The 21,306-nt window shown below is 38.7% G+C and carries 23 protein-coding genes; 8 read left to right on the forward strand and 15 right to left on the reverse strand.

Annotated elements, in window-relative coordinates; genetic code table 11:
- Positions 1 to 5 precede the first annotated feature (5 nt).
- From NY607_RS10100 to NY607_RS10110, 3 genes are all read right to left on the reverse strand, one after another.
- Positions 6 to 707, reverse strand: coding sequence for an SIR2 family NAD-dependent protein deacylase (locus tag NY607_RS10100; RefSeq protein WP_259419618.1), 702 nt, complete (start codon positions 705 to 707; stop codon positions 6 to 8).
- Between the two features lie 54 nt (positions 708 to 761).
- Entirely contained in the window at positions 762 to 1,388 is a 627-nt protein-coding gene (locus tag NY607_RS10105; RefSeq protein ID WP_259419693.1) for a trimeric intracellular cation channel family protein, read from the reverse strand.
- Between the two features lie 228 nt (positions 1,389 to 1,616).
- The gene (locus NY607_RS10110) at positions 1,617 to 2,543 is read right to left on the reverse strand and encodes a helix-turn-helix transcriptional regulator (protein ID WP_131521452.1); all 927 of its coding nucleotides are present in this window, start codon (positions 2,541 to 2,543) and stop codon (positions 1,617 to 1,619) included.
- Positions 2,544 to 2,706: 163 nt separating this feature from the next.
- Between NY607_RS10110 and modA the strand changes: the two genes are divergently transcribed.
- Positions 2,707 to 3,486 carry a molybdate ABC transporter substrate-binding protein gene (modA, locus tag NY607_RS10115; RefSeq protein WP_259419619.1) on the forward strand — a complete coding sequence of 260 codons (780 nt, stop codon included), beginning with the start codon at positions 2,707 to 2,709 and terminating at the stop codon, positions 3,484 to 3,486.
- A 3-nt stretch (positions 3,487 to 3,489) separates the two neighbouring features.
- A complete protein-coding gene (gene modB, locus NY607_RS10120; protein ID WP_259419620.1) occupies positions 3,490 to 4,146 on the forward strand; it encodes a molybdate ABC transporter permease subunit in 657 nt (218 codons plus the stop codon).
- A gap of 37 nt (positions 4,147 to 4,183) precedes the next feature.
- Here the strand turns inward: modB and moaD are convergent, their stop codons facing one another.
- The 5 genes from moaD to NY607_RS10145 are packed head-to-tail and all read right to left on the reverse strand — an operon-like array spanning position 4,184 to position 7,694.
- Complete coding sequence (gene moaD, locus NY607_RS10125) at positions 4,184 to 4,417, reverse strand: molybdopterin converting factor subunit 1 (RefSeq protein ID WP_131521454.1); 234 nt, start codon at positions 4,415 to 4,417, stop codon at positions 4,184 to 4,186.
- The gene (locus NY607_RS10130; protein ID WP_048392456.1) at positions 4,414 to 4,890 is read right to left on the reverse strand and encodes a molybdenum cofactor biosynthesis protein MoaE; all 477 of its coding nucleotides are present in this window, start codon (positions 4,888 to 4,890) and stop codon (positions 4,414 to 4,416) included. Before NY607_RS10130 ends, moaD begins: the two co-directional genes overlap by 4 nt.
- Complete coding sequence (mobB, locus tag NY607_RS10135; RefSeq protein ID WP_305799914.1) at positions 4,887 to 5,411, reverse strand: molybdopterin-guanine dinucleotide biosynthesis protein B; 525 nt, start codon at positions 5,409 to 5,411, stop codon at positions 4,887 to 4,889. Before mobB ends, NY607_RS10130 begins: the two co-directional genes overlap by 4 nt.
- Positions 5,375 to 6,664 (reverse strand): molybdopterin molybdotransferase MoeA, encoded by a 1,290-nt coding sequence (locus NY607_RS10140; RefSeq protein ID WP_259419621.1) that lies wholly within the window; start codon positions 6,662 to 6,664, stop codon positions 5,375 to 5,377. Before NY607_RS10140 ends, mobB begins: the two co-directional genes overlap by 37 nt.
- A 13-nt stretch (positions 6,665 to 6,677) precedes the next feature.
- On the reverse strand, positions 6,678 to 7,694 hold the full coding sequence (locus NY607_RS10145; RefSeq protein WP_103118322.1) for a thiazole biosynthesis adenylyltransferase ThiF: 1,017 nt from the start codon (positions 7,692 to 7,694) through the stop codon (positions 6,678 to 6,680).
- Positions 7,695 to 7,801: 107 nt separating this feature from the next.
- Here NY607_RS10145 and NY607_RS10150 point away from each other — a divergent pair, with 107 nt between their 5' ends.
- From NY607_RS10150 to moaC, 3 genes are read left to right on the forward strand one after another with little or no spacing between them, the layout of a single operon-like run.
- On the forward strand, positions 7,802 to 8,296 hold the full coding sequence (locus NY607_RS10150; protein WP_131521458.1) for a MogA/MoaB family molybdenum cofactor biosynthesis protein: 495 nt from the start codon (positions 7,802 to 7,804) through the stop codon (positions 8,294 to 8,296).
- Positions 8,293 to 8,883: a molybdenum cofactor guanylyltransferase gene (gene mobA, locus NY607_RS10155; protein WP_131521459.1), complete on the forward strand. Its 591-nt coding sequence runs from the start codon at positions 8,293 to 8,295 to the stop codon at positions 8,881 to 8,883. The genes NY607_RS10150 and mobA overlap by 4 nt, the downstream gene beginning before the upstream one ends.
- Complete coding sequence (gene moaC, locus NY607_RS10160) at positions 8,876 to 9,358, forward strand: cyclic pyranopterin monophosphate synthase MoaC (RefSeq protein WP_048392450.1); 483 nt, start codon at positions 8,876 to 8,878, stop codon at positions 9,356 to 9,358. Before mobA ends, moaC begins: the two co-directional genes overlap by 8 nt.
- Positions 9,359 to 9,408: 50 nt before the next feature.
- Here the strand turns inward: moaC and moaA are convergent, their stop codons facing one another.
- From moaA to NY607_RS10175, 3 genes are read right to left on the reverse strand one after another with little or no spacing between them, the layout of a single operon-like run.
- Positions 9,409 to 10,425, reverse strand: coding sequence for a GTP 3',8-cyclase MoaA (moaA, locus tag NY607_RS10165; protein WP_259419622.1), 1,017 nt, complete (start codon positions 10,423 to 10,425; stop codon positions 9,409 to 9,411).
- Positions 10,426 to 11,241, reverse strand: a complete 816-nt coding sequence (gene fdhD / locus NY607_RS10170; RefSeq protein WP_376748060.1) for a formate dehydrogenase accessory sulfurtransferase FdhD — start codon at positions 11,239 to 11,241, stop codon at positions 10,426 to 10,428.
- Positions 11,242 to 11,253: 12 nt separating this feature from the next.
- A complete protein-coding gene (locus tag NY607_RS10175) occupies positions 11,254 to 11,601 on the reverse strand; it encodes a Na-translocating system protein MpsC family protein (protein WP_004230595.1) in 348 nt (115 codons plus the stop codon).
- Between the two features lie 574 nt (positions 11,602 to 12,175).
- Between NY607_RS10175 and fdhF the strand changes: the two genes are divergently transcribed.
- The 3 genes from fdhF to NY607_RS10190 are packed head-to-tail and all read left to right on the forward strand — an operon-like array spanning position 12,176 to position 16,655.
- On the forward strand, positions 12,176 to 15,112 hold the full coding sequence (gene fdhF / locus NY607_RS10180) for a formate dehydrogenase subunit alpha (RefSeq protein WP_259419623.1): 2,937 nt from the start codon (positions 12,176 to 12,178) through the stop codon (positions 15,110 to 15,112).
- 4 nt (positions 15,113 to 15,116) lie between these two features.
- Complete coding sequence (locus NY607_RS10185; RefSeq protein ID WP_048392447.1) at positions 15,117 to 15,596, forward strand: helical membrane plugin domain-containing protein; 480 nt, start codon at positions 15,117 to 15,119, stop codon at positions 15,594 to 15,596.
- A 12-nt stretch (positions 15,597 to 15,608) separates the two neighbouring features.
- Positions 15,609 to 16,655 carry an Mrp/NBP35 family ATP-binding protein gene (locus tag NY607_RS10190; protein WP_259419624.1) on the forward strand — a complete coding sequence of 349 codons (1,047 nt, stop codon included), beginning with the start codon at positions 15,609 to 15,611 and terminating at the stop codon, positions 16,653 to 16,655.
- A 528-nt stretch (positions 16,656 to 17,183) separates the two neighbouring features.
- On the opposite strand, the gene NY607_RS10195 is transcribed toward NY607_RS10190, so the two are convergent.
- From NY607_RS10195 to NY607_RS10210, 4 genes are all read right to left on the reverse strand, one after another.
- The gene (locus NY607_RS10195) at positions 17,184 to 18,836 is read right to left on the reverse strand and encodes a M20/M25/M40 family metallo-hydrolase (protein ID WP_259419625.1); all 1,653 of its coding nucleotides are present in this window, start codon (positions 18,834 to 18,836) and stop codon (positions 17,184 to 17,186) included.
- A 30-nt stretch (positions 18,837 to 18,866) separates the two neighbouring features.
- Entirely contained in the window at positions 18,867 to 19,589 is a 723-nt protein-coding gene (locus NY607_RS10200) for an amino acid ABC transporter ATP-binding protein (protein ID WP_004230601.1), read from the reverse strand.
- Entirely contained in the window at positions 19,564 to 20,259 is a 696-nt protein-coding gene (locus NY607_RS10205) for an amino acid ABC transporter permease (protein WP_048392444.1), read from the reverse strand. The genes NY607_RS10200 and NY607_RS10205 overlap by 26 nt, the downstream gene beginning before the upstream one ends.
- A gap of 207 nt (positions 20,260 to 20,466) precedes the next feature.
- Positions 20,467 to 21,294, reverse strand: a complete 828-nt coding sequence (locus NY607_RS10210) for an ABC transporter substrate-binding protein (protein WP_259419626.1) — start codon at positions 21,292 to 21,294, stop codon at positions 20,467 to 20,469.
- Positions 21,295 to 21,306: the final 12 nt, after the last annotated feature.

Here is a 21,306-nt window from a genome sequence, read left to right on the forward strand (position 1 = left end):
CTTTTTTAAATTTGAAGTTTTTGCAACACTTCTTTTATTTTCCCCCTCACTGTCAGATCAAATGGGGTTGTCTGCTGTGAAATATCCATATTAATATACACGGTTTTTCCTGTTGTCATCATAGGTAGTTGGTTGACGGGATACACCTCAAGACTCGTTCCAATGACAAGGACAAGTTCAGCTGTTTTAATTGCCGCCATAGAACGGTGCCAGCTTGCTTGTGGCAGGCTTTCTCCGAAGAGCACAACATTTGGACGAAGTTTCCCACCACAATGGGCGCAACTAACCTTATTCAAGAAGCTTGCCATGACAGCCGCCTGCTGGCAACGATGACAACGAATAGACCGGATCGAACCATGTAACTCCTCGATGGATTGACTTCCTGCCAATTGGTGAAAACCATCCACATTTTGAGTAGCGATTAGTGACACTAAACCTCTTCGTTCCCAATCAGCTAATATATGATGTCCCTCATGGGGAGCCACCTTTTCTAGGTTTTCGATACGTGTTTTATAAAATTCATGAAATAATGAGTAATGATCTGTTAATGCTTCCGTTGTCGCGACAATTCTTGGATCCATTTGTTTCCACCAACCAGATGCTGAACGGAAATCAGGAACTCCACTTTCCGTTGACATGCCCGCTCCTGTTAGAATCACTGTATTATTTGAGGATAGTAACCACTCACGTAAACGTTCTATTGCCATTTTCCCCCTCCTTTTTTCGAATTAAAACTACCTTCACCTATTTCGACAATCAACCTATTTTTCCTCTGCATTCTTATAGGAATGTTTAAAAGGAAGCTTCCATTTTAATTTATTATTCACCGATAACATGCGAATCACTACTATAAAAATAACAATGACTGACAATTCAAGCGGGCTGTCCCACCCTAACCATATACAAAGGGCACATACAAATGTTAGGACAGCATGGATTTCTTCTCTTAATGCAAGCGGTGTTCTACCAGCTAACAAATCTCGAATCATCCCTCCACCAACACCAGTAAACATCGACGCTATAATAATGATACCTAGGTCGTGATGTAAGCTTTTTGCTAACAATCCGCCTTGTATTGCGAAAGAAGCTAGGCCAATTGAATCAAAGAAATAGCCCCAGCGGTTCCAATGATGAATCCAGTTCCTTTTGACAAATAAAATGGTCGTCAGCGTGACTAAAACGACTAATAAGGATTGCCGTTCCCATATATCTGACACAGGGATATCCAGTACAACATTGCGGATAATGGAACCACCATAAGACGTTGTCAGACCAAGCACAAATATGCCAATAAAAGAATAGTTGGCCTGTAACGCAACAAATGCTCCACTAATGGCGTAGGCAATAATGCCAATGATATGTAATACTGACCATGTCACATCATCCATCTCCTTTTTACTATACAAAAAAGCCCACCATAAAATAGTTGCGCATTGAGTACGCAAGCTATTTTATGGTGGGCTAATATCCTAGCAGTAGTACCTACTAATTTATCCATCTCACCATGTATCATAAAAAATATAGCTGCTGTGCCATACTAATTGACACAACGACCATAAAATTTCCTAGTTAGAATTGTAATTGATTTTTTTATTAAACTCAATATGAATTTTTGATTATAGCGTTTCATACATGACTTGGCCCATTAAAGAGATGTCATAATCTCCTAATGCAGCTACTTCAGATTGGAAATCAGGTGTATTTAAAATCTCCTTCACCATATCGATGAGCGGTTGATTTTCTGGTGTTTTTAATAACACAATATCGTAACGTTCAGTGACCATCGGTATAAAATCGACCTGAATAAGCTTGGCGATTTTTTCAATGCCAATCCCAACATCTGCACGTCCATTGGCAACTGCAGAGGCGACATCGAGGTGGCTCATTTCTTCATGGGTATAGCCTGCAATCGTGGATGGAGCGATACCGTGAATGCGCAATTGCTCATCTAACAGAGTACGAGCACCTGAGCCTTTCTCACGGTTGATGAATGTGAATGTCTTTGTTTGGAAATCTTCAAATGTGCGTATCTCCAGCGGATTCCCCTTTTGAACATAGAAACCTGCTTTACGTGATACAACATTGATGAGAACAAAGGCATGGCTGACAAAGATTTTTTTTACATAAGGAGTATTATAATCTCCTGTATCCCCATCAAACATATGTAAACTCGCAATATCACAGTCTCCGTGATACAACGCCATTACACCATTAAAACTACCTTCATGTGAGCGTAATACTTTCGTAGATCGTCGTTTCTCGATATATTTTGCTAAAATATCTAATACTAAATCTTGCCCACTCACTATAATTTTCGCGTGATTTTTAGTCGGAGTGGCTATGGAAGCCTGTGCCAAAGCTGGCATACTACCTGTTTTTCGATTTTGTATATAGGTTTGCAAGTCAGCACGATCTACCCGCATTTGTCGCCCTACGCGGAAAACTGGCAAATCACCCTTTTTCACTAAATCATAAATTGTTAATTTTGAAACCTTTAATAATTGTGCAACCTCTTCAATCGTATAGGATTGTTCTTGTGACATGTAAAAGTTCTCCTCCTATAAGCCTCTATTTTACATGGTAACGTATTTATAGCCTTATGAACATCTTGACATTTTCTACCCTTACTAACTTTCTTTTTTATTTATATCTGATTATAATTAGTTATGTCTTGTTATAACGAGTAATAAAAGGAGTATACTCATCGTGAAAAAATATTATCGTTTATTTGCGACACTGTTAGTACTAGTTGGACTATTAGTAGCCTGTGGTAACCAAGAGGCGGCAACAAACGAACCAGTTGAACTAACAATTTCTGCGGCAGCTAGTCTACAGGATGCCTTAGAAGAACTGAAAACAACTTATGAACAACAACACGATACAATCAAAATCCTCTATAACTTTGGAGGTTCAGGTGCTTTACAGCAACAAATTTTACAAGGGGCTCCTGCAGACCTTTTCTTTTCAGCAGCAAAGGATAAATTTGATGCGCTTGTAGAGAAAGAAATGATCGATCAAAAGCTAGGAACGGATCTTTTAGCCAATGATTTAGTATTAATCGTGCCTAAAAGCAATGAAAAGCAAATTCAATCCTTTGAAGATTTACAACAAGCAGGAAAAATTGCACTCGGTACGCCCGAAACGGTTCCTGCCGGACAGTATGGTGTGGACACATTAAAAAATATGCAACTGTGGGATTCACTCGAATCAAAAGTAGTGTATACAAAAGATGTACGTCAAGTACTTACTTATACAGAAACAGAAAATGTGGATGCAGGTATGGTCTATAAAACAGATGCCCTTGTCTCTGATAAGGTCAATGTCGTGGCAACTGCCGATGATGCTATGCACGCACCGATTATTTATCCTGTAGGTGTTCTAAAAGCTAGTAAACATGCACAAGAGGCGGAGGATTTTTATCACTTCTTACAAAGTGATGAAGCTATGGATGTCTTTGAAAAGTATGGATTTAAAGGGGCTCAATAAAAGATGAGTACCGATTTTTGGTCTCCACTTAGGCTTTCGATCGAAATTGCTTTTGTTGCAGGGATCATCGCTATTATAGCAGGTATTTTAATGGGTAAATGGATGGCAACCCATGATTTCAAAGGCAAAATAGTGCTAGAAACGGTATTGCTGTTACCATTGGTATTACCTCCTACAGTAGTCGGTTTCCTGCTTATCGTCATTTTCGGGAAAAATAGTATGTTAGGAGATATCATTATCTGGCTATTCGATCAACCTATCATGTTCACATGGTGGTCGGCCGTCATCGCTTCTACAATCGTTGCCTTTCCATTAATGTATCAATCAGCTAAAACTGGCTTTGCCTCTGTCGATCGAGATATTGAAAATGCAGCACGTGTGGATGGAGCGAATGAATGGCAGGTCTTTCTTTATGTGTCCATTCCCCTTGCATTAAAGGCACTTGTTTCTGGTGGGATTCTAAGCTTCACACGAGCTTTGGGTGAGTTTGGAGCGACACTTATGTTTGCGGGAAATATTCCAGGGAAAACACAAACAACACCGCTAGCAATATATATGGCCATCGATTCTGGAAACATGACCCTTGCCTGGACATGGGTTCTGTGTATGATCGCCATTTCCTTCCTTTTACTTCTTAGTATCCATATCCTGAAAGTATAAAAGAGGTAGTTGGCTCTAGCCAACTACCTCTTTTTGCTTATCCCCCACTGATCGGTGGAATAAAGGCGATTGTGTCGCCAGATTTGACAATCGTCGTATCCGTTGCAAATTCTTCATTAACCGCTGTCATGATCTGTTGTAATGATAGCTGAGGGTAGCGCATTTCCATCCACTCTTTTAACTGCGCAACTGTCACATCTGACAGCTCTACTGATAGCTTTGATTCACCTAGTGCTTCCTGTAGGTGGGCAAATAATAAAATGTTAATCACAGGTTTTCCTCCTCCTGAATGGCTGGTTTCCCTTGCGGATAGGGAACATTTTCTAATTGATCACCAATCCACTCTGTCCCGTCCTCCCAATGTTCTTTTTTCCATATGGGCACGATTTGTTTTATGCGATCAATTGCATATTCATTCGCCATGTAAGCTATTTTACGATGCGGTGATGACACAGCAATCACTACGGCAATATCGGAAATAGCTAAATGACCGACACGATGGGTGATGGCTACTTTTGCTTCTGGCCACTCTTCTTGTATTTCCTTTGCAATCTGTTCAAACATTTTAATCGCCATTGCTGGATAGGCTTGATATTCCAAATGCATCGTTTTTTTACCATTTGTCATTTCACGCACTGTACCGATGAATAATGTGATGGCTCCAGCATTTCGACTAAGGACTTTTTGTCTTACTTCCTCCACATCTATTGGTTGATCGATAACTTCAAATAACGCTGTCGTCATAGTTTTTCCCTCATTTCTGTCAACAAAAATTCCATATATTGTGATTCTTCATGAATCGAAAAAGCAGGGATTGCAAGGGATAGATCAAGCGGACAGCTTGGCCAATAAATCACACAGCGGATATTGGTTACTTGCTGTAGTAGTACTTGATCCTGTGCAGTGCGCAGCAGCACAGCCTTCGGATAATGTTCATTTTTATACCCTTCAATTAGCATGATATCCAGTGGAAGGGACTCATAAATCGCTAGTATATCAGCCAATTGCCAGCTATTTTGGTGGATACTCATACGTAAAGTACCCGCCCCCTCCACTGCTGTAACAACCGCACCTGCTTGCTCATGCCGACTACTATCCTTGGAAGTTTCGATCGTCGGTACTCCACCATGTCCATGATGCTTAATGGTTCCTACCCTTAGCCCTTCCATTGTAGCCTGCTTGATCAATTGCTCCATCAATGTTGTTTTCCCACTATTTTGATAGCCAACTATCTGTAAGATTTTTCGATATTGTCCCAAGGCCACTCACTTCCTTGCAGATCTTCTAGCAAAAGGACATCCACTTGCATACCCTTTTCATAGCCTCTAGAGCCACCTGGTAAAACAATGAATGCATTGGCTGTCGCTAAAGATGAAACTGCACTCGATTTATCGAACCCAGATGGGACAGTTACGAGCTTCCCTTTTTCATATTCGATACGAGCTCGTACAAAGCGTGTAAAGGGATTTGGCTTTGTAAAATCAGCCCCTAAAATAGCTTGCTCCCTGCGTAAATGTGGTTGAGTATGCCCATATGCAGAACGTATAATCGGACGTACAAATAGCTCAAAGCCAACATAGCAGGCTGAAGGATTACCAGAAAGACCAAATAATAATTTGTCGTTGCGAGCAGCAACCGTTGTCACACTACCTGGACGCATCGCTATTTTATTAAACAATACCTTTGCATCGATCGCCTCATAAATAGCTGGTAAATAATCATAATCACCTACGGAAACGCCACCCGTTGTAATTAAAATATCTACTTCCTGTAAGGCTTTTTCTACGTTTTCAATACATAATGTAAGATCATCGCTCAACTTGCCGAAATATTTCACTTCTGCCCCAGCACGCTCAATTTGCGCCATCATCATATAGGCATTACTATTGCGAATCTTACCTGGCTGTAAAGCTTCACCTGGCTCTAGTAATTCGCTACCAGTGGCAAGCACACCAATAACTGTTTTACGATAAACAGGTACTTGCTCGTAGCCAAAAGTAGCAAGTAAGGCCATCACACCCGGGTTAATATATTGGCCTTGTTCAATGAGGACTGCGCCTTGCTGCACATCTTCCCCTTTATAGGAAATATTAGTACCTGCTTCAAAAGGTCGTTTAATCGACATGTACTTTTGGTGATTTTCTTCGAATGTTTGGGTTAATTCTAGCATGACCACTGCATCACATCCTTGCGGTATCGGGGCCCCGGTCATAATGCGGACTGCTTGATGATCGCCAACTACGTCTTCATAGACATAGCCTGCGCCAATTTCTCCAACGACTTGAAAGCGGACTGGACGCTGTGAAGATGCCTCTTGGCTATCGACGGAACGAATGGCATAGCCATCATACGGTGAACGATCAAAAGCAGGTACATCATGATCGGCTCTAATAGCTTGTGCTATAAAGCGTCCATGTGCTTGCGTTAATGACACATGCTCCTTTTTTGCTTGAAAGGCATAGTCCATTACACGATGAACGGCTTCTGCCACAGGAATTGGTTCTCTTTTTTCTACCATTTGGTACACTCCCTTAACCTAATAAACGATAATAAATGCTTTTGGCTTTCTGTATATCTTGTATACCATGTATCACAACTCGCCCATCTTGGAAAATAACGATTCGGTAATCGTCCGCTTGGCAAGATAGCAAATAAGGATTAACCTGGACTTCTCCGTGGGAACAGAGCTGATTTGCCAGCTGATCAAGCGAATAGTAAATGGGCTTTGGTGGTCGAATTTGTACCGCGTCTCGGCCACAAAGGATCTGTAATTTCGTTTGATTTTCATAGGATAGGTAAGGATAGGTCGGCTTGTCGCCACAAGATGGACAATCACCTTGCCTTATTTTCTCCACATTGATTTCATAGTGTTGATTTTGCCAAACATCAAACGTTAAGTAGCTTTTTCGTAAGGCTTTGTCATCTCCAACAAGCAGCTTGAAAACCTCTGCCACCTGATAAGCAGCAACAATTTGAACTGCTGGACTAATAATGCCAACGGTATCACAAGTCATCCCTGTATGGGGCATCACCTTTAATAAGCAATGCAAACAAGGCGTTTTACCTGGTACAACCGTGTAAGTCGCACCATAACTACCAACACAAGAGCCATATACCCAAGGAATACGATATTTTTGCGCAAGGTCATTCATGACAAAACGAACATCAAAATTATCGGTCGCATCGACCATCACATCAACATCTTCTAGTAATGGTAGCAAGGTCTCTGTACAAGCATCCATAATGCCGACATGAATTTCTACCTCTGTGTTTATTTGTTGGAGACGCTTTTTAGCTGCGATAACTTTGGGCATTTTTTCTTGTGCATCTAGCTCTGTATATAATTGCTGTCTTTGTAAATTACTCCACTCTACATAATCACGATCAATGAGTGTCAGCCTGCCAATACCTGCTCGCACAAGCGCTTCTGCACTAGCACTCCCCAATGCCCCCGCACCTATAATAAGGACGTGTTTTTGCTGAAGGGATTGTTGCCCAGTTTGTCCGATAGGGTGAAATAATTGTTGTCTAGAATATCTATTTTGCATACGTATGTGGCCTTTCTTTCTATGAATTTTCGTTTGACCTTTTCATTTATAGCATTATAATAAAAGCAATGTTTTTTAGCAAAAACGCATTTGAAGGAGGTCTTACTGTGCATCCCACACATCAGCAGCAACCAATTCAAGTTGCCATTTTAACGGTCAGTGATACACGCACAAAGGCAGATGATCATGCTGGTCAGCGTATTCAGTCCTTACTACAAAAAGCTGCATTTGAAGTTATAGACTACCAACTCACAAAGGATGAACCGCTCGATATCGCTCATCATGTTAAAAATTGGTGCAGCGATCCAACAATTAATACCATTATCGTTACTGGTGGAACAGGATTTACACCAAGAGACCAAACCTATGACACCATTCTGCCTCTGTTTGAAAAAGAAATGATGGGGTTTGGTGAATTATTTCGAATGCTCAGCTATGAAGAAATTGGCCCAAAGGCGATGTTTAGTCGTGCCACGGCAGGAAGTCTCCAGCAAACAGCCATTTATGTTTTACCAGGCTCCACAAATGCGGTGACTTTAGCTATGACGAAGCTCATAGTACCTACAGTCCAACATTTTGTTGGTGAGTTGAAGCGCTTATGAAAATTGCAGGTATAGTGTTAGCTGGCGGTCAATCCTCTCGCTATGGACAGCCAAAAATGTTTGAGAAGTTTGCTGGACTGCCATTATATAAACATAGTCTCATAGCCCTGCAAAAAAATCAGCTAAACCCTCTTATTATCGCTACAAATGCGCACTTACAACATCAGTTTGGACAGGAAAATGTCCACTGGGTTATTGAAAAGCAGCCACATCAAGGCCCTCTTTTTGCTTTGCATCATATCATGACAGCCTATCCTGATGTGGAATGGTTTTTTGTCGTAGCAAGCGATATGCCTTATATGAATGCAGAATTTATCCAAAAAATGGTAGGCTTGATTAATGACACGTATGATGCTATTGTTCCGACACAAGCGCTACGCGATCAGCCATTAGCTGCATTATATCGACGTACTGCTTTACCAAAGGCGACACAATTAACGACACAAAATAAACGGAGTATGAAAGTGCTTTTAGAGCAACTTCGTGTTTGTTATGTCCCTTTTGATGACAATAGCTCAACATTTATCAATATCAACGCACAACAAGACTGGTCACAAACAAGTAAAAAGGAGTTTAATAATGAATAATTTTACACACTGGAACGAAGAAGGTCGTCCTAAAATGGTCGATATCTCCGCAAAAGAAATCACAACACGTACAGCCATTGCGCGCAGTACGATTCTTTTATCCGATGCGGTCTATGAAGCCATCCAACAAGGTGGCATTAAAAAAGGTGATCCGACGCAAGTTGCGCAAATTGCAGGGATTATGGGCGCTAAAAAAACAGCTGATATCATTCCCATGTGCCATCCCATCATGCTACAGGGTACGGATTTCCAGTTTGACTATGAAAAAGCAGAGAATGGCTATGAGCTCCATATTCAAGCCACTGTTAAATGCAGTGGAAAAACGGGTGTTGAAATGGAAGCTCTCACTGCTGTGTCTGTCGCAGCACTAACTTTTTATGATATGTGCAAAGCCGTTGATAAGACGATGGTCATCAAAGAAACTTACCTTGTTGAAAAAACAGGTGGGAAAAGTGGCACTTTTGTGCATAAATAAACAGAAAAAATTCGGCATTATTGTGCCGATTTTTTTCTGTTTTTTACACGCTACCCCCCAATATGAGACATTTCAATTTTTGACGTTTTCCTTTTTGCCATCGTTTGTTCATTGCGTTCATCTGAATAACGATCATTTCTTGTTTCCCAAACGTTCGTTATGCACTTGATGATGGCAGCATCATCTTGCCCTGAACGTAACAATTCCCTTAAATCCGTGCCTTCTGTTGCAAATAAACAAGTGTATAATGAACCTTCTGCAGAGAGACGAGCACGTGAGCAATTGGAGCAAAATGAATCCGTTACAGATGAAATTATACCAATCTCACCTTGAGCATCTTGATACTGATAACGCGTTGCCACCTCTCCTTTATAATTGGGCGCTACTGGTTGTAACGGCGTAAACCGATGGATTTGCTCAATAATCTCTTTTTTGGACACCACATCATCCAAACGCCAGCCGTTCGAATTCCCTACATCCATATATTCAATAAAGCGTAGAATATGCTGTTTTTCTTTAAAAAACTGCGCCATGGTAACAATATCTTGTTCGTTTTTCCCTTTTTGAACAACCATATTAATTTTTACTTGTAAGCCCGCTTCTGCAGCCTTTTCAATTCCCTCTAACACTGGCAATACCTTGCCTCTATGACCATTCATCTCGAAAAAACGCTCATCATCAAGCGAGTCTAAACTAACAGAAACTCGGGCTAAGCCTGCCTGTGCCAATGAATGTGCGTATTTTTTTAATAACGAACCATTGGTTGTTAAAGCAATATCTTCTACACCTTTTATGCGGTGAATACGGGCAATTAATTCGGGCAAATCACGACGTAGTAAGGGTTCCCCACCTGTAATCCGTATTTTTTTCACGCCCAATGAAACAAAGATTTTTACTAATCGTTCAATTTCATCAAAACTTAATATTTTATCAGACGGTAAAAATGCGTAATCTGGACCAAATACTTCTGCTGGCATACAATATCGACAGCGAAAATTACAACGATCTGTCACGGATATTCTTAAATCTCTTAACGGTCTGTGTAATTGGTCTTGTAGATTCGTCATCTAATCTCCTTCTTTCAATTCATTAGCTGGTAATAGGATGCGTTGTGGGTGTGTATAAATATTCAATGTCTGTTGCCGAATAAAGCCAACCGTCGTAATACCAAGCTGCTCTGCTAATTGCAATGCTAATTCTGTGGGTGCTGATTTAGATAGCACGATGGCACAGCCTATTTTGGAAACCTTTAGTAAAATCTCCGATGATATTCGTCCGCTAAAGACGATAATTTTATCTTCCATACGGATGTTGTTGCGTAGGCAATAGCCGTAAATTTTATCCAAAGCATTATGACGTCCAATATCCATGCGACTTAGGACGATGCCATTTACATCACATAGTGCAGCATTATGCACCCCACCCGTTTTCTTAAAAATATCTGCACTATCCTGCATCGCATACATTAAACGGAAGCAATCTTCGGTCGTTATTTGCACATGGACTTGATCCATTTTTTTCGCTACTAATGCATCGTTCGTAAACACAAAGCCTTGTCGACTCATCCCACAGCAAGACGTAATATAGCGCTTGTTTTGCGTCTGTTGGTAATAAGGATTAATATGCTTTGTTTTAATATGCACAAAACCCTCTTTCTCTTGGTGCCAAATTTCCTCAATATCCTCAAAACTACGAATCACTCGTTCAGAAGCTAAGTAGCCAATAACCATATCTTCTACATACTCGGGTGTACAGACCATCGTGACAAATTCCTGCTGATTAATTTTTACGGTAACAGCGTATTCTGAAACAATTAAATCAACCATTTCTGTCACTCGTTGTCCTTCAACACGCACAATTTTTCTTGTCATTGCTCGATCCATAAGGCATCCCCTTTATTCACTGATATGCTTTTCAAAAACAAAGACGGAAATCGCAAAATCCTCTTCAATTTTAATATCTGAAAATAAGTGAAGTAATTTGCTGCCCATCAATTCTTCCATACCCTCTGGTGGCGATTGTCTATATAAATCTTGAATCATACTCGTCCTTGCAGCATGCACCATTTTCAGCCCTTCTGGTGTACTGGCAATAAATTTTTCTGTCGGAGTGATATTTCCGTATAAGGTAGATACAGCCATATTCTCGACAAAAACAGTATGAATACGTTCAGGACCTTTACCAAATACTTCCTTTCTTAACTTTCGAATCATGTCATTAAATTCGTGGATTTTTTTAGACATAGCAACGATTCTCCCATCATAATTAAACTTTTTTAGGCAAATGGTTATGTAGGCCACCCTTACAGTTTGTTAATGATATAGCAACTTTTAAAAAAATAAAAGAGAAAATACTTTTTGATAATAATTCTCATTTAATAAATTTTATGATAAATATTGTTCATTTTGAAGGAAAGGGCTATAATATTCATATCACAAATGGAATTAATTTATTTTGAACCCTATGTTACGATGTTGCATAGTGTTTTTAATAGTTGAATTCTATTGTAATTAAAAAATAAAAGTAGATTGAGTTTTTAGCAAGACCTGCTAAGAATTTTATCCACCATGAATTATTAGCATGTCTCGGACATGTAATTTCATGGTGGATTTTTTTATTTTTTCAAAACCGAGACATGGATAACATGTTATGATCTAGCAATTTACCTATTTTGAGGTAGCTTCAAGAACCATTGGGAATTACAATGATAACAAGACAATCTTTTCAACAATCACCAACTCGATTTGTTATTCCCTTTTGTCTTAAGCTGTACCATGTTATCCGATTCGTCTCAAAGTGCAAAAGGAGGAAGTTACCTTGACTCAAATTAATATTAATGGCGTACCGTATGAAGTAAAAGAAGGAGCTACAATCCTTGATACCATTAATCAACATGACATTCCGCATCCACAGATTTGTCATGTGCCCGCTGTTGACCCCATTGAAACATGTGATACATGTATCGTGGAAGTGAATGGCCAATTAGTTCGTTCCTGCTCTACAAAGGCAGTAGACGGCATGAATGTACTCCTAACTTCTGACAAAGCAAAAGCGGCACAAACAGAAGCGATGGACCGTCTACTCGAAAATCATTTACTGTATTGTACAGTTTGTGATAACAACAATGGCAATTGTGCTTTACACAACACTGCCGAAATGATGGAAATCGAGCATCAAAAATATCCCTACCAGCCAAAAGTGGAACCTCATGAAGTAGACATGTCACATCCGTTTTATCGATATGATCCTAACCAATGTATCGCTTGTGGTCAGTGCGTAGAGGTTTGTCAGAATCTACAGGTAAATGAAACATTATCCCTTGATTGGGAAGCAGAAAGACCACGTGTCATTTGGGACACGGGCGTTGCTATCAATGATTCTTCCTGTGTAAGTTGTGGTCAATGCGTAACCGTATGTCCATGTAATGCCTTAATGGAAAAATCCATGCTTGGAGAGGCTGGATTTATGACTGGCCTCAAACAGGATATGTTAGATCCGATGATCAGTTTGATTAAGGAAGTTGAACCAGGCTATAGTGGTATTTTTGCCGTTTCTGAAGTGGAAGCAGCCATGCGTAGTAAGCGCACCAAAAAAACAAAAACAGTATGTACTTTCTGTGGTGTAGGCTGCTCGTTCGAAGTTTGGACAAAGGGTCGTAAAATTTTAAAAGTACAGCCTTCCGATGGTCCAGTAAATGCGATTTCTACATGTGTCAAAGGGAAATTCGGCTGGGATTTTATCAATTCTGAGGAACGTATTACAAAACCACTCATTCGTAAAAATAATGAGTTTGTGGAATCATCGTGGGATGAAGCACTTGATTTAATTGCAACAAAACTAAGTGGCATTCAACAACAATATGGTCCAGGTTCTGTTGGCTTTATCTCCTCTTCTAAAATTACAAATGAAGAGAATTACTTAATTCAAAAAATGGCCCGTCAATTATTTGGCACAAACGATGTCGATAATTGTTCTCGTTATTGCCAATCTCCTGCAACTGATGGTTTATTACGTACAGTTGGCATGGGAGGAGATGCTGGTACGATCAAAGATATTGCTAAGGCTGGACTTGTCATTATTGTTGGGGCTAATCCAGCTGAGGGCCATCCTGTTTTAGCAACACGTGTGAAACGTGCACATAAATTACATGGTCAGAAATTAATTGTTGCTGATATTCGTAAGCATGAAATGGCAGAGCGTTCCGACATCTTTATGCGTCCAAAGCAAGGTACTGACCAAGTTTGGTTAATGGCTGTTACCAAATATATCATTGATCAAGGTTGGCATGATGAAGCGTTTATTCAAGAAAACGTCCTTCATTATGATGATTTTAAACAAGTACTTGCAACCTATACACTTGATTATGCACAAGAAATGACTGGTATTAGTAAGGAAACATTGATCGAAGTAGCTGAAATGATTCGTGATGCAGATGGTACATGTGTTCTTTGGGGCATGGGTGTAACACAAAATACTGGTGGCTCCTATACATCCGCAGCGATTTCAAATTTACTTTTAGCAACTGGGAACTATCGTCGTCCAGGTGCTGGGGCCTACCCACTTCGCGGCCATAACAATGTGCAAGGTGCCTGCGATATGGGGACACTTCCAAATCTATTGCCAGGCTATCAAAGAGTCACAGATGACGAGGCACGTGCAAAATTCGAAAAAGCCTATGGTGTCCCTATTCAACCACAGCCTGGTCGAAATAATATGCAAATGTTAGATGCGATCATGGAAGGAAAAATGAAAGCGATGTATTTAGTGGGCGAAGATATGGCACTTGTTGACTGTAATGCCAACCATGTAGATGAGGTGCTTTCACAGCTTGACTTTTTCGTTGTCCAAGATTGTTTCCTATCACGCACAGCACAATATGCAGATGTGATTTTACCTGCTGCGCCTTCGCTTGAAAAAGAAGGTACATTTACGAATACAGAACGTCGCGTTCAACGCCTGTATCAAGTATTACCAACACTTGGTGAGTCGAAAGCAGATTGGGAAATATTGCAAGCTGTTGCTCATCGTTTAGGGGCAGATTGGCATTATGATCACCCAAGCGACATTTTTGATGAAATGGCGAGCCTGTCTCCCCTCTTCTCACAAGCCAACTATGATGTTCTTGAAGGCTGGGGAAGCTTCTGTTGGGGTAGCCATGATGGTAAAGATACACCATTATTATATGAAGATGGCTTTAACTTCCCTGATAAGAAAGCTCGTTTTGCTTTAAATGATTGGGTGCAGCCTGTTGAGTTTGAAGCACAATACGATTGTCATATTAATAATGGCCGTATGCTTGAACACTTCCATGAAGGAAATCTAACAAATAAATCGAAAGGTATTCAATCGAAAGTACCTGAAATTTTCGTTGAAGTATCACCAGAATTGGCGAAAGAACGAGGCATTGCAGATGGAGCCCTACTTCGTTTAGTGTCTCCATATGGTGCCTTGAAGCTAAATGCTCTTGTTACAGATCGCGTACAAGGAAACGAATTATTCTTACCAATGAACTCTGTTAGCAAAGATTCAGCCATCAACTTCCTAACTGGTCCTGCAGCAGATGTGAATACGTCAACACCAGCTTATAAACAAACAAAAGTACGAGTAGAAGTGCTAAAAGCAAAAGGTAAATCACCACTTCCTCGCACAAACCCACGCTATAAAAAGCGTCATCCTCAAAATGGTGTTGAGGTACAACGAAAATGGAATCGTCCTGGCTACGTTCACTTAACAACCATAAACGAAAGAGAGTGAGAGCATGGCTGTACCCATTACAGGCATTAAAAAACAACAATTAACAGAAGAACAACTAAAAGAACAAAAATTAGATAATCTAAAAGAACTGCTTTCTGAAAATGAAGAAGCCGTCAATCAGGTGTTTAGTATTATGGCTGAATTAAATGATATCGGTGCACTAGAAGCAGCAATGAAGCTACTTGAAGCCAAAGAGGAAGTGGCACATATTGCACTTGGACAATTAACACGTAAGCCTGTAACCAATATCATTAACAATTTAATGGGTGTTGCGGGAGCATTGACGGAGCTCAATCCTGAAACAACGACTAAGCTGATTGAAGGCTTAAATACAGGCGTAGATGAAGCAAGCAAAGCACTTGAATCTAATGAAAAGGTCAGTGCCTTTAAGCTCATGAAAATGATAAACGATCCAGATGTCAATCGTGCGCTCAATTTTGGGGTTCATTTCTTAAAGGGACTCGGCAAAGGCTTAAAAGAATAAGGTGGTTCCTAAATGTTAACAAAAGAAAATGTTGTAAACACATTGAAACAGGTGAATGATCCTGAGCTACATCAGAGTATTGTAGATTTGAATATGGTGCGAAACATTCAAATACATGACAACCATATAGCCTTGGATATTATTTTGACCATACCAGGATGTCCGTTAAAGGCGAAAATACAGCAAGATGTGGAGGAGGCCTTACAAGCGCTTGGTGCCTCCACTGTTACCATTAGCTTTGGCGCTATGACAGATCAGGATCGTCGCACTTTAACCGCCTCTCTACAGGCAAAGAATGTGACTGATCAAGGAATGCCAAACATGCTACTGCCTAATTCTGGTGTTCAATTCATTGCCATTACAAGTGGTAAAGGCGGTGTTGGAAAGTCTACAGTGACCATTAATTTAGCGGTTGCACTTGCTCGTCTTGGCAAACGTGTAGGTATTTTAGATGCTGATATCTATGGTTTCAGTATCCCTGCCATGATGAAGATTGATCAAAAGCCTACCATGCTTGATCAAACGGCGATTCCAGTAGAACGTAACGGCGTAAAAATAATGTCGATGGGCTTTTTTACAAATGACAACCAGCCTGTTATGTGGCGTGGTCCTATGCTCAATAAGTGGATTCGCAATTTCCTTGTCAACACGCTATGGGGAGATTTAGATTACCTCCTCATCGATTTACCACCTGGTACAGGAGATGTTGCAATTGATATGGCTGCGATGATTCCACAAGCCCAAGAAATCATCGTGACAACACCGCACCTTGCTGCTTCTCATGTTGCATCTCGTGCTGGCTTGATGGCGCAACATACGAAACACAGGATTCTTGGTGTTGTTGAAAACATGGCCTATTTTGAAGGTGCTGACGGTCAAAAAAACTATCTATTTGGACAAGGCGGAGCCGAACAATTAGCAGATTTATTACAGACAGATGTAATCGCTCAAATTCCTTTTGCTCAACCTGAGGAAAATACAGGTTCCTCGGTCTATGATGAAGTGTCGATAATCGGTGAAGTGTTTACTCATTTAGCAGAAGATCTACTCTATAAATAACCCTTGATTTGTTTTTTTACCATGCACTAATCTAAAAACTGATACAAATGAAAACACCTTACGTTGAAATAAGGGGATAAGAAGCATCCCGAACAATCAACGTGAAGGTGTTTTTTATGTGAACAAGAATAAGTTATTATATAGAAGAAAAAAATAAGATAAGTAAAAGCCTCGCCAAACAAGTATGAGAATAAATTAGAGTTTAAAAATTATTGCGTCTACATTTTTGTACACTTCTTCAGTCACATCATCTGTCAGAAAAAGTTACCTTGCATATAAATTAAGACTCTATAATTTGTATTATCAACAAGAAGTAAAAAAAGAATGACCATGAGCATGTCCCGTAATGGCACGATTAATCATCCTCCAATCGAGATGTTTCTGACCTAACCCTCGCTTAGATCCAAAACGTTCTATAATCACTAAAACGGATGCATGTAGAACAGGTCATTGAAGGTCATATTAATTCGTCACAGCAGCTATCTCCTTTACATGTTCATGATGCTACTTTAAATGAATATTAACTCTTTAATTTTCAAGTAATTTATCTATTACTAGCTTTGTTAAATTAGGCATTATTTCCATAGTGTATTTCAATTCTGTTCTTTCATATCTATTATGTGCATCATATCCATATGGTCCAATATTGATTGCAGGGATATTTAGTTCTCTAATGGCATCATAATTTACATAATGTTTAGTTCTCCAGCTAGGGTTATTGTTAACAACTGAATTCACACTATCTTCATCGACATTTATAGCCACGCAACTCATATCACAAATATGAGGGAAATAATTTTTCTGTACAATAGGCTTATCATAATGTGGTTGAACTTTTTCTACTGCATAATCTAAAGCGGTTAGTAAATTTTTTTCTTTTTCATTTTTACCAGTTACTTCTACACATGGTGAGTACAATGAAGAATAAAAAATAATGATTGCAGGACTCTTATCCTTGGTCCACTTCCAAACTTCTTCTACCACTTTTGCAGAAAACATGCGTACATCTAACTCTTTATTTTTTAATAATTCGTGTTTAAAATTTTTTATATGCTCTTTGTAATTGTCCCCATATTCAACAATAATTGATTGTTCTAATTCTTCATAGAATAATACCCTCGTCTTCCATGGCAATTTTGTGTATTCCTGCCCACTAATTTCGCAATATCTCTTATAATGATTATTTAAATTAGCTATTGCATTATTAAATGCAATTTTAGCATGGACTTTTAGCTTTTCTAACACATCTTTAGGTGACCATGATTGCACAAAGAAATTATAATATACATATGAAGCAAGAGCTGTCTGAACTGTATAAGTCTCTTTAAAATCCGTTTGCTTCAAACTTACAGGTGGCATCGGTGTTTCTCCTAACGATTTATCACATAACTCTGGGTTATATGCAATTTGTCTAGTTAACTCCGCAGCAATATAGTTAGGGTCGATTCCTTCAAAACTAGAGCCTACATGGCTTTCCACCCCAGTTATATAAAAAGAAGGGAGTAGCTTACCAACGCTACCTTTATATATATATCTACTTTCATCCCCCTCATACTTAGGAGCAACAAAATCGGAGTTAATTAATGCCGCGTAATCAAATCCATGCTCTACTTTTAACATTTTTAAATCATTTAAACCAGACAATACTCCATGAGAACTATCCTCTTCATCGCATTCAGCAAAAAATACGATATTTCCATTCAGTTCCTCTGGGTGTTCAGAATAATATTTTAATAGATAATAATGGCTTGCAACACCACTCTTCATATCAAGTGTTCCTCTTCCAAATAACCATTCATTTGATTCTAAATGCTCTCGAACCAACGGCGGAACTTTTTCACCCTTTAACGCTTCATGAAGTTCATTAGGTAAACAAGCCTTCTCTTTCAAACTATTATAATCATCGATACCCACCGTATCTGTATGTCCCATTAGCACAACCGTTTTATTACTATCTCCTTTAGTACCTTTTACAAATGCAAACACATTGTACCTTTCAACCTCATCATCTATTGTTCGTGAAGTAAACACATATTTAGGATTTTTCAGGAAATAAGGTAAATTAGAAATTGTTTTAGCCAATGACTTTGATATGTTAATTTCCCCTTCAGTATTAACAATGCTTTCAATATTTACAAGTTCGTTCGTAACCTTTAATACTTCTTCATACGTTTTTAACATCTCTCATCATCCCCTAATTAAAGATAATAATTATAAAACTTGTTGCAAAAACTTAATCGTTCTTTCTTGTTTTGGCGCTTTAAAAATTTCTACTGGAGAGCCCTCTTCAATAATTTTGCCATCTGCTAACATAATCACCCTATCCGCAACTTCCTTAGCAAAGCCCATTTCATGGGTTACGACGACCATCGTCATTCCGTCTTTAGCAAGGTTTTTCATCGTTTCTAAGACTTCTCCTACCAACTCAGGATCCAATGCTGATGTTGGTTCATCAAATAACATAACACTTGGATTCATTGCCAGTGCTCTAGCAATAGCAACTCGTTGTTTTTGACCACCAGATAGTTGTTCAGGATAGTAATTGGCTTTATCAGCAAGACCTACTCGTGTTAACAAATTCATAGCAAATTTAATCGCTTCCTCTTTACTTTGCCTTTTCACCTGAATTGGTGCTTCTATTACATTTTGTAAAACACTTAAATGGGGAAATAAATTGAAATGTTGAAATACCATCCCCATATTTTCTCTTACATGATTTAAATTAGTTCTTTTTACATCAATAATCTCATCATTAATGCTTATCGTACCTGAATCTAATATCTCCAAAAAATTCATACATCGTAATAAAGTGCTCTTCCCTGATCCACTAGCCCCTATTAGAACAACCACTTCTGATTTATTAATTTCAAGATTTATACCTTTTAAAACCTCTAAGTCACCAAATGATTTAGAAAGCGATTTCAACTTTATCACGTTTTTTCCTCCTTCCAACATCCAGTCGACTTTCAAGTTTATTAAATAACAGCGTGAATAATAAGACTAAAATTAAATAGTAAATTCCCACAACAAAGTATGTTTCAAGAGGCATATAGTTGTATGCTTGAGTTGACAGTGCATGGTTAAACAATTCTGATACTGCGATATAAGCTACTAAAGACGAATCTTTTAACCCTATGATAAATTGATTAGCTAATGCTGGAATAGCTCTTTTAAAACTCTGTGGTAAAATAATTCTTCTCATTGTTTTAAAATATGTCATTCCTAATGATCGACCAGCCTCCATTTGGCCTTTATCAATAGATTGAATGGATCCACGAAAAATTTCTGCAATATATGCTCCTGAATGAATACCGAGCGCAATGGATCCTGCTGCAAAGTCTGATAAAGTGAAAATACTAGAAATACCGTAATACAAGAACATAAGTTGTACTATTAATGGCATACCTCGAACAACAAAAATGTAGCCGTTAGCAATACTTTCCAAGATTTTTATATTGGATACTTTGAAGAAGGCAAACACTAACCCAATCACACAAGCAATAAATAAAGAAACAATGGTTAATTCAATCGTTAAAACTGTCGCTTTTAAAAACTCAATGCCATGCTTTTGAAATATTGATGTTACATTTGTGAGAAAATCCATATTAATCACCTAACCTCTTTTAAGTATGTGGACGTAAAAGACAAACACTCCTATAGATAGCTAAAATTTATTAATAAAATTAGATTTTGGTGGGAAGTAAAATAGAAAGAATTTTCAATCTATTTAGTCTACAATTTTAATATTTTAGAACAATTAATAGCTATGCCTAGTACGTCTTTAGCATACTAGGCACACTATTTTTAACAGTTATTCTAACAAGTCTTTCCCAAACCATTTCATACTTATTTCTTTATACGTTCCATCCTTAACCATCTCTTCAATCGCCTTATTAATCGCTTCTAATAAAACTTCATTATCTTTATTAATCGCCACTGCAATTTCTTCTCTTTTAATGACCTCTCCTAGGGCTTGAATCTTCAATCCTGATTCTTGCATTGCTGAAATACCTACAATTCTATCAGTAATTACTGCATCTAGCCGACCTGGTGGAAGATCCTGTAATGCATAGATTTCACTAGGGAATTCTTTGATTTTATCTGTATATTTCTTAGCATCTTCAACATACGTACTAGCTTGCATCACGCCTATCGTTTTTCCCTTTAAATCTTCTACCGTTTTAATCTCCTTATTTTCACTTGAGATAAATACTGTAGCACCTGAAACATAATAAGGGATTGAAAAGTCGACCTGTTTAGACCTTTCTTCAGTAGCTGTCATACTGCCAATAATGGCATCATATTTATTACCTCGTAACCCTTGAATAATTGTTTCCCATGGATTTGTTACAGGATTTGCTTCAAGCCCAATCCTTTTTGAAATTTCTTTCCCTATTTCAACATCAAAACCTACTAATTCTTGATTTTCCTTATAATTTAATGGTTTTAGTAAACCACTCATTGCAAATGTTAACTTGCCATCCTTAACCAATTTCATTTCTGTTGTTACACTTTTATCCTGATCCTCACTTTTTGCATCCGCAGTAGCTGGAACTTGTGTATTTGTTTTATTTTCCGAACATGCCGCCATTAGCGAAATAACCAACACCAATAATAAATAGAATCTATTTTTCTTCATTAAATAACCCCT

Source organism: Lysinibacillus sp. A4 (assembly GCF_024919535.1).
GTDB lineage: Bacteria > Bacillota > Bacilli > Bacillales_A > Planococcaceae > Lysinibacillus > Lysinibacillus capsici.

Excerpts from the sequence above, each read along its gene's own strand:
- mobA (WP_131521459.1), top strand. The coding sequence starts at position 8,293 with ATGAAAATTGCAGGTATAGTGTTAGCTGGCGGTCAATCCTCTCGCTAT.
- NY607_RS10100 (WP_259419618.1), bottom strand. The coding sequence starts at position 707 with ATGGCAATAGAACGTTTACGTGAGTGGTTACTATCCTCAAATAATACA.
- NY607_RS10130 (WP_048392456.1), bottom strand. The coding sequence starts at position 4,890 with ATGACGACAGCGTTATTTGAAGTTATCGATCAACCAATAGATGTGGAG.
- NY607_RS10145 (WP_103118322.1), bottom strand. The coding sequence starts at position 7,694 with ATGCAAAATAGATATTCTAGACAACAATTATTTCACCCTATCGGACAA.
- NY607_RS10175 (WP_004230595.1), bottom strand. The coding sequence starts at position 11,601 with ATGTCTAAAAAAATCCACGAATTTAATGACATGATTCGAAAGTTAAGA.
- NY607_RS10195 (WP_259419625.1), bottom strand. The coding sequence starts at position 18,836 with ATGTTAAAAACGTATGAAGAAGTATTAAAGGTTACGAACGAACTTGTA.
- NY607_RS10185 (WP_048392447.1), top strand. The coding sequence starts at position 15,117 with ATGGCTGTACCCATTACAGGCATTAAAAAACAACAATTAACAGAAGAA.
- NY607_RS10140 (WP_259419621.1), bottom strand. The coding sequence starts at position 6,664 with ATGGTAGAAAAAAGAGAACCAATTCCTGTGGCAGAAGCCGTTCATCGT.
- fdhD (WP_376748060.1), bottom strand. The coding sequence starts at position 11,241 with ATGGATCGAGCAATGACAAGAAAAATTGTGCGTGTTGAAGGACAACGA.
- moaC (WP_048392450.1), top strand. The coding sequence starts at position 8,876 with ATGAATAATTTTACACACTGGAACGAAGAAGGTCGTCCTAAAATGGTC.
- modB (WP_259419620.1), top strand. The coding sequence starts at position 3,490 with ATGAGTACCGATTTTTGGTCTCCACTTAGGCTTTCGATCGAAATTGCT.
- NY607_RS10190 (WP_259419624.1), top strand. The coding sequence starts at position 15,609 with ATGTTAACAAAAGAAAATGTTGTAAACACATTGAAACAGGTGAATGAT.
- NY607_RS10210 (WP_259419626.1), bottom strand. The coding sequence starts at position 21,294 with ATGAAGAAAAATAGATTCTATTTATTATTGGTGTTGGTTATTTCGCTA.
- moaA (WP_259419622.1), bottom strand. The coding sequence starts at position 10,425 with ATGACGAATCTACAAGACCAATTACACAGACCGTTAAGAGATTTAAGA.
- NY607_RS10105 (WP_259419693.1), bottom strand. The coding sequence starts at position 1,388 with ATGGATGATGTGACATGGTCAGTATTACATATCATTGGCATTATTGCC.
- NY607_RS10205 (WP_048392444.1), bottom strand. The coding sequence starts at position 20,259 with ATGGATTTTCTCACAAATGTAACATCAATATTTCAAAAGCATGGCATT.
- NY607_RS10110 (WP_131521452.1), bottom strand. The coding sequence starts at position 2,543 with ATGTCACAAGAACAATCCTATACGATTGAAGAGGTTGCACAATTATTA.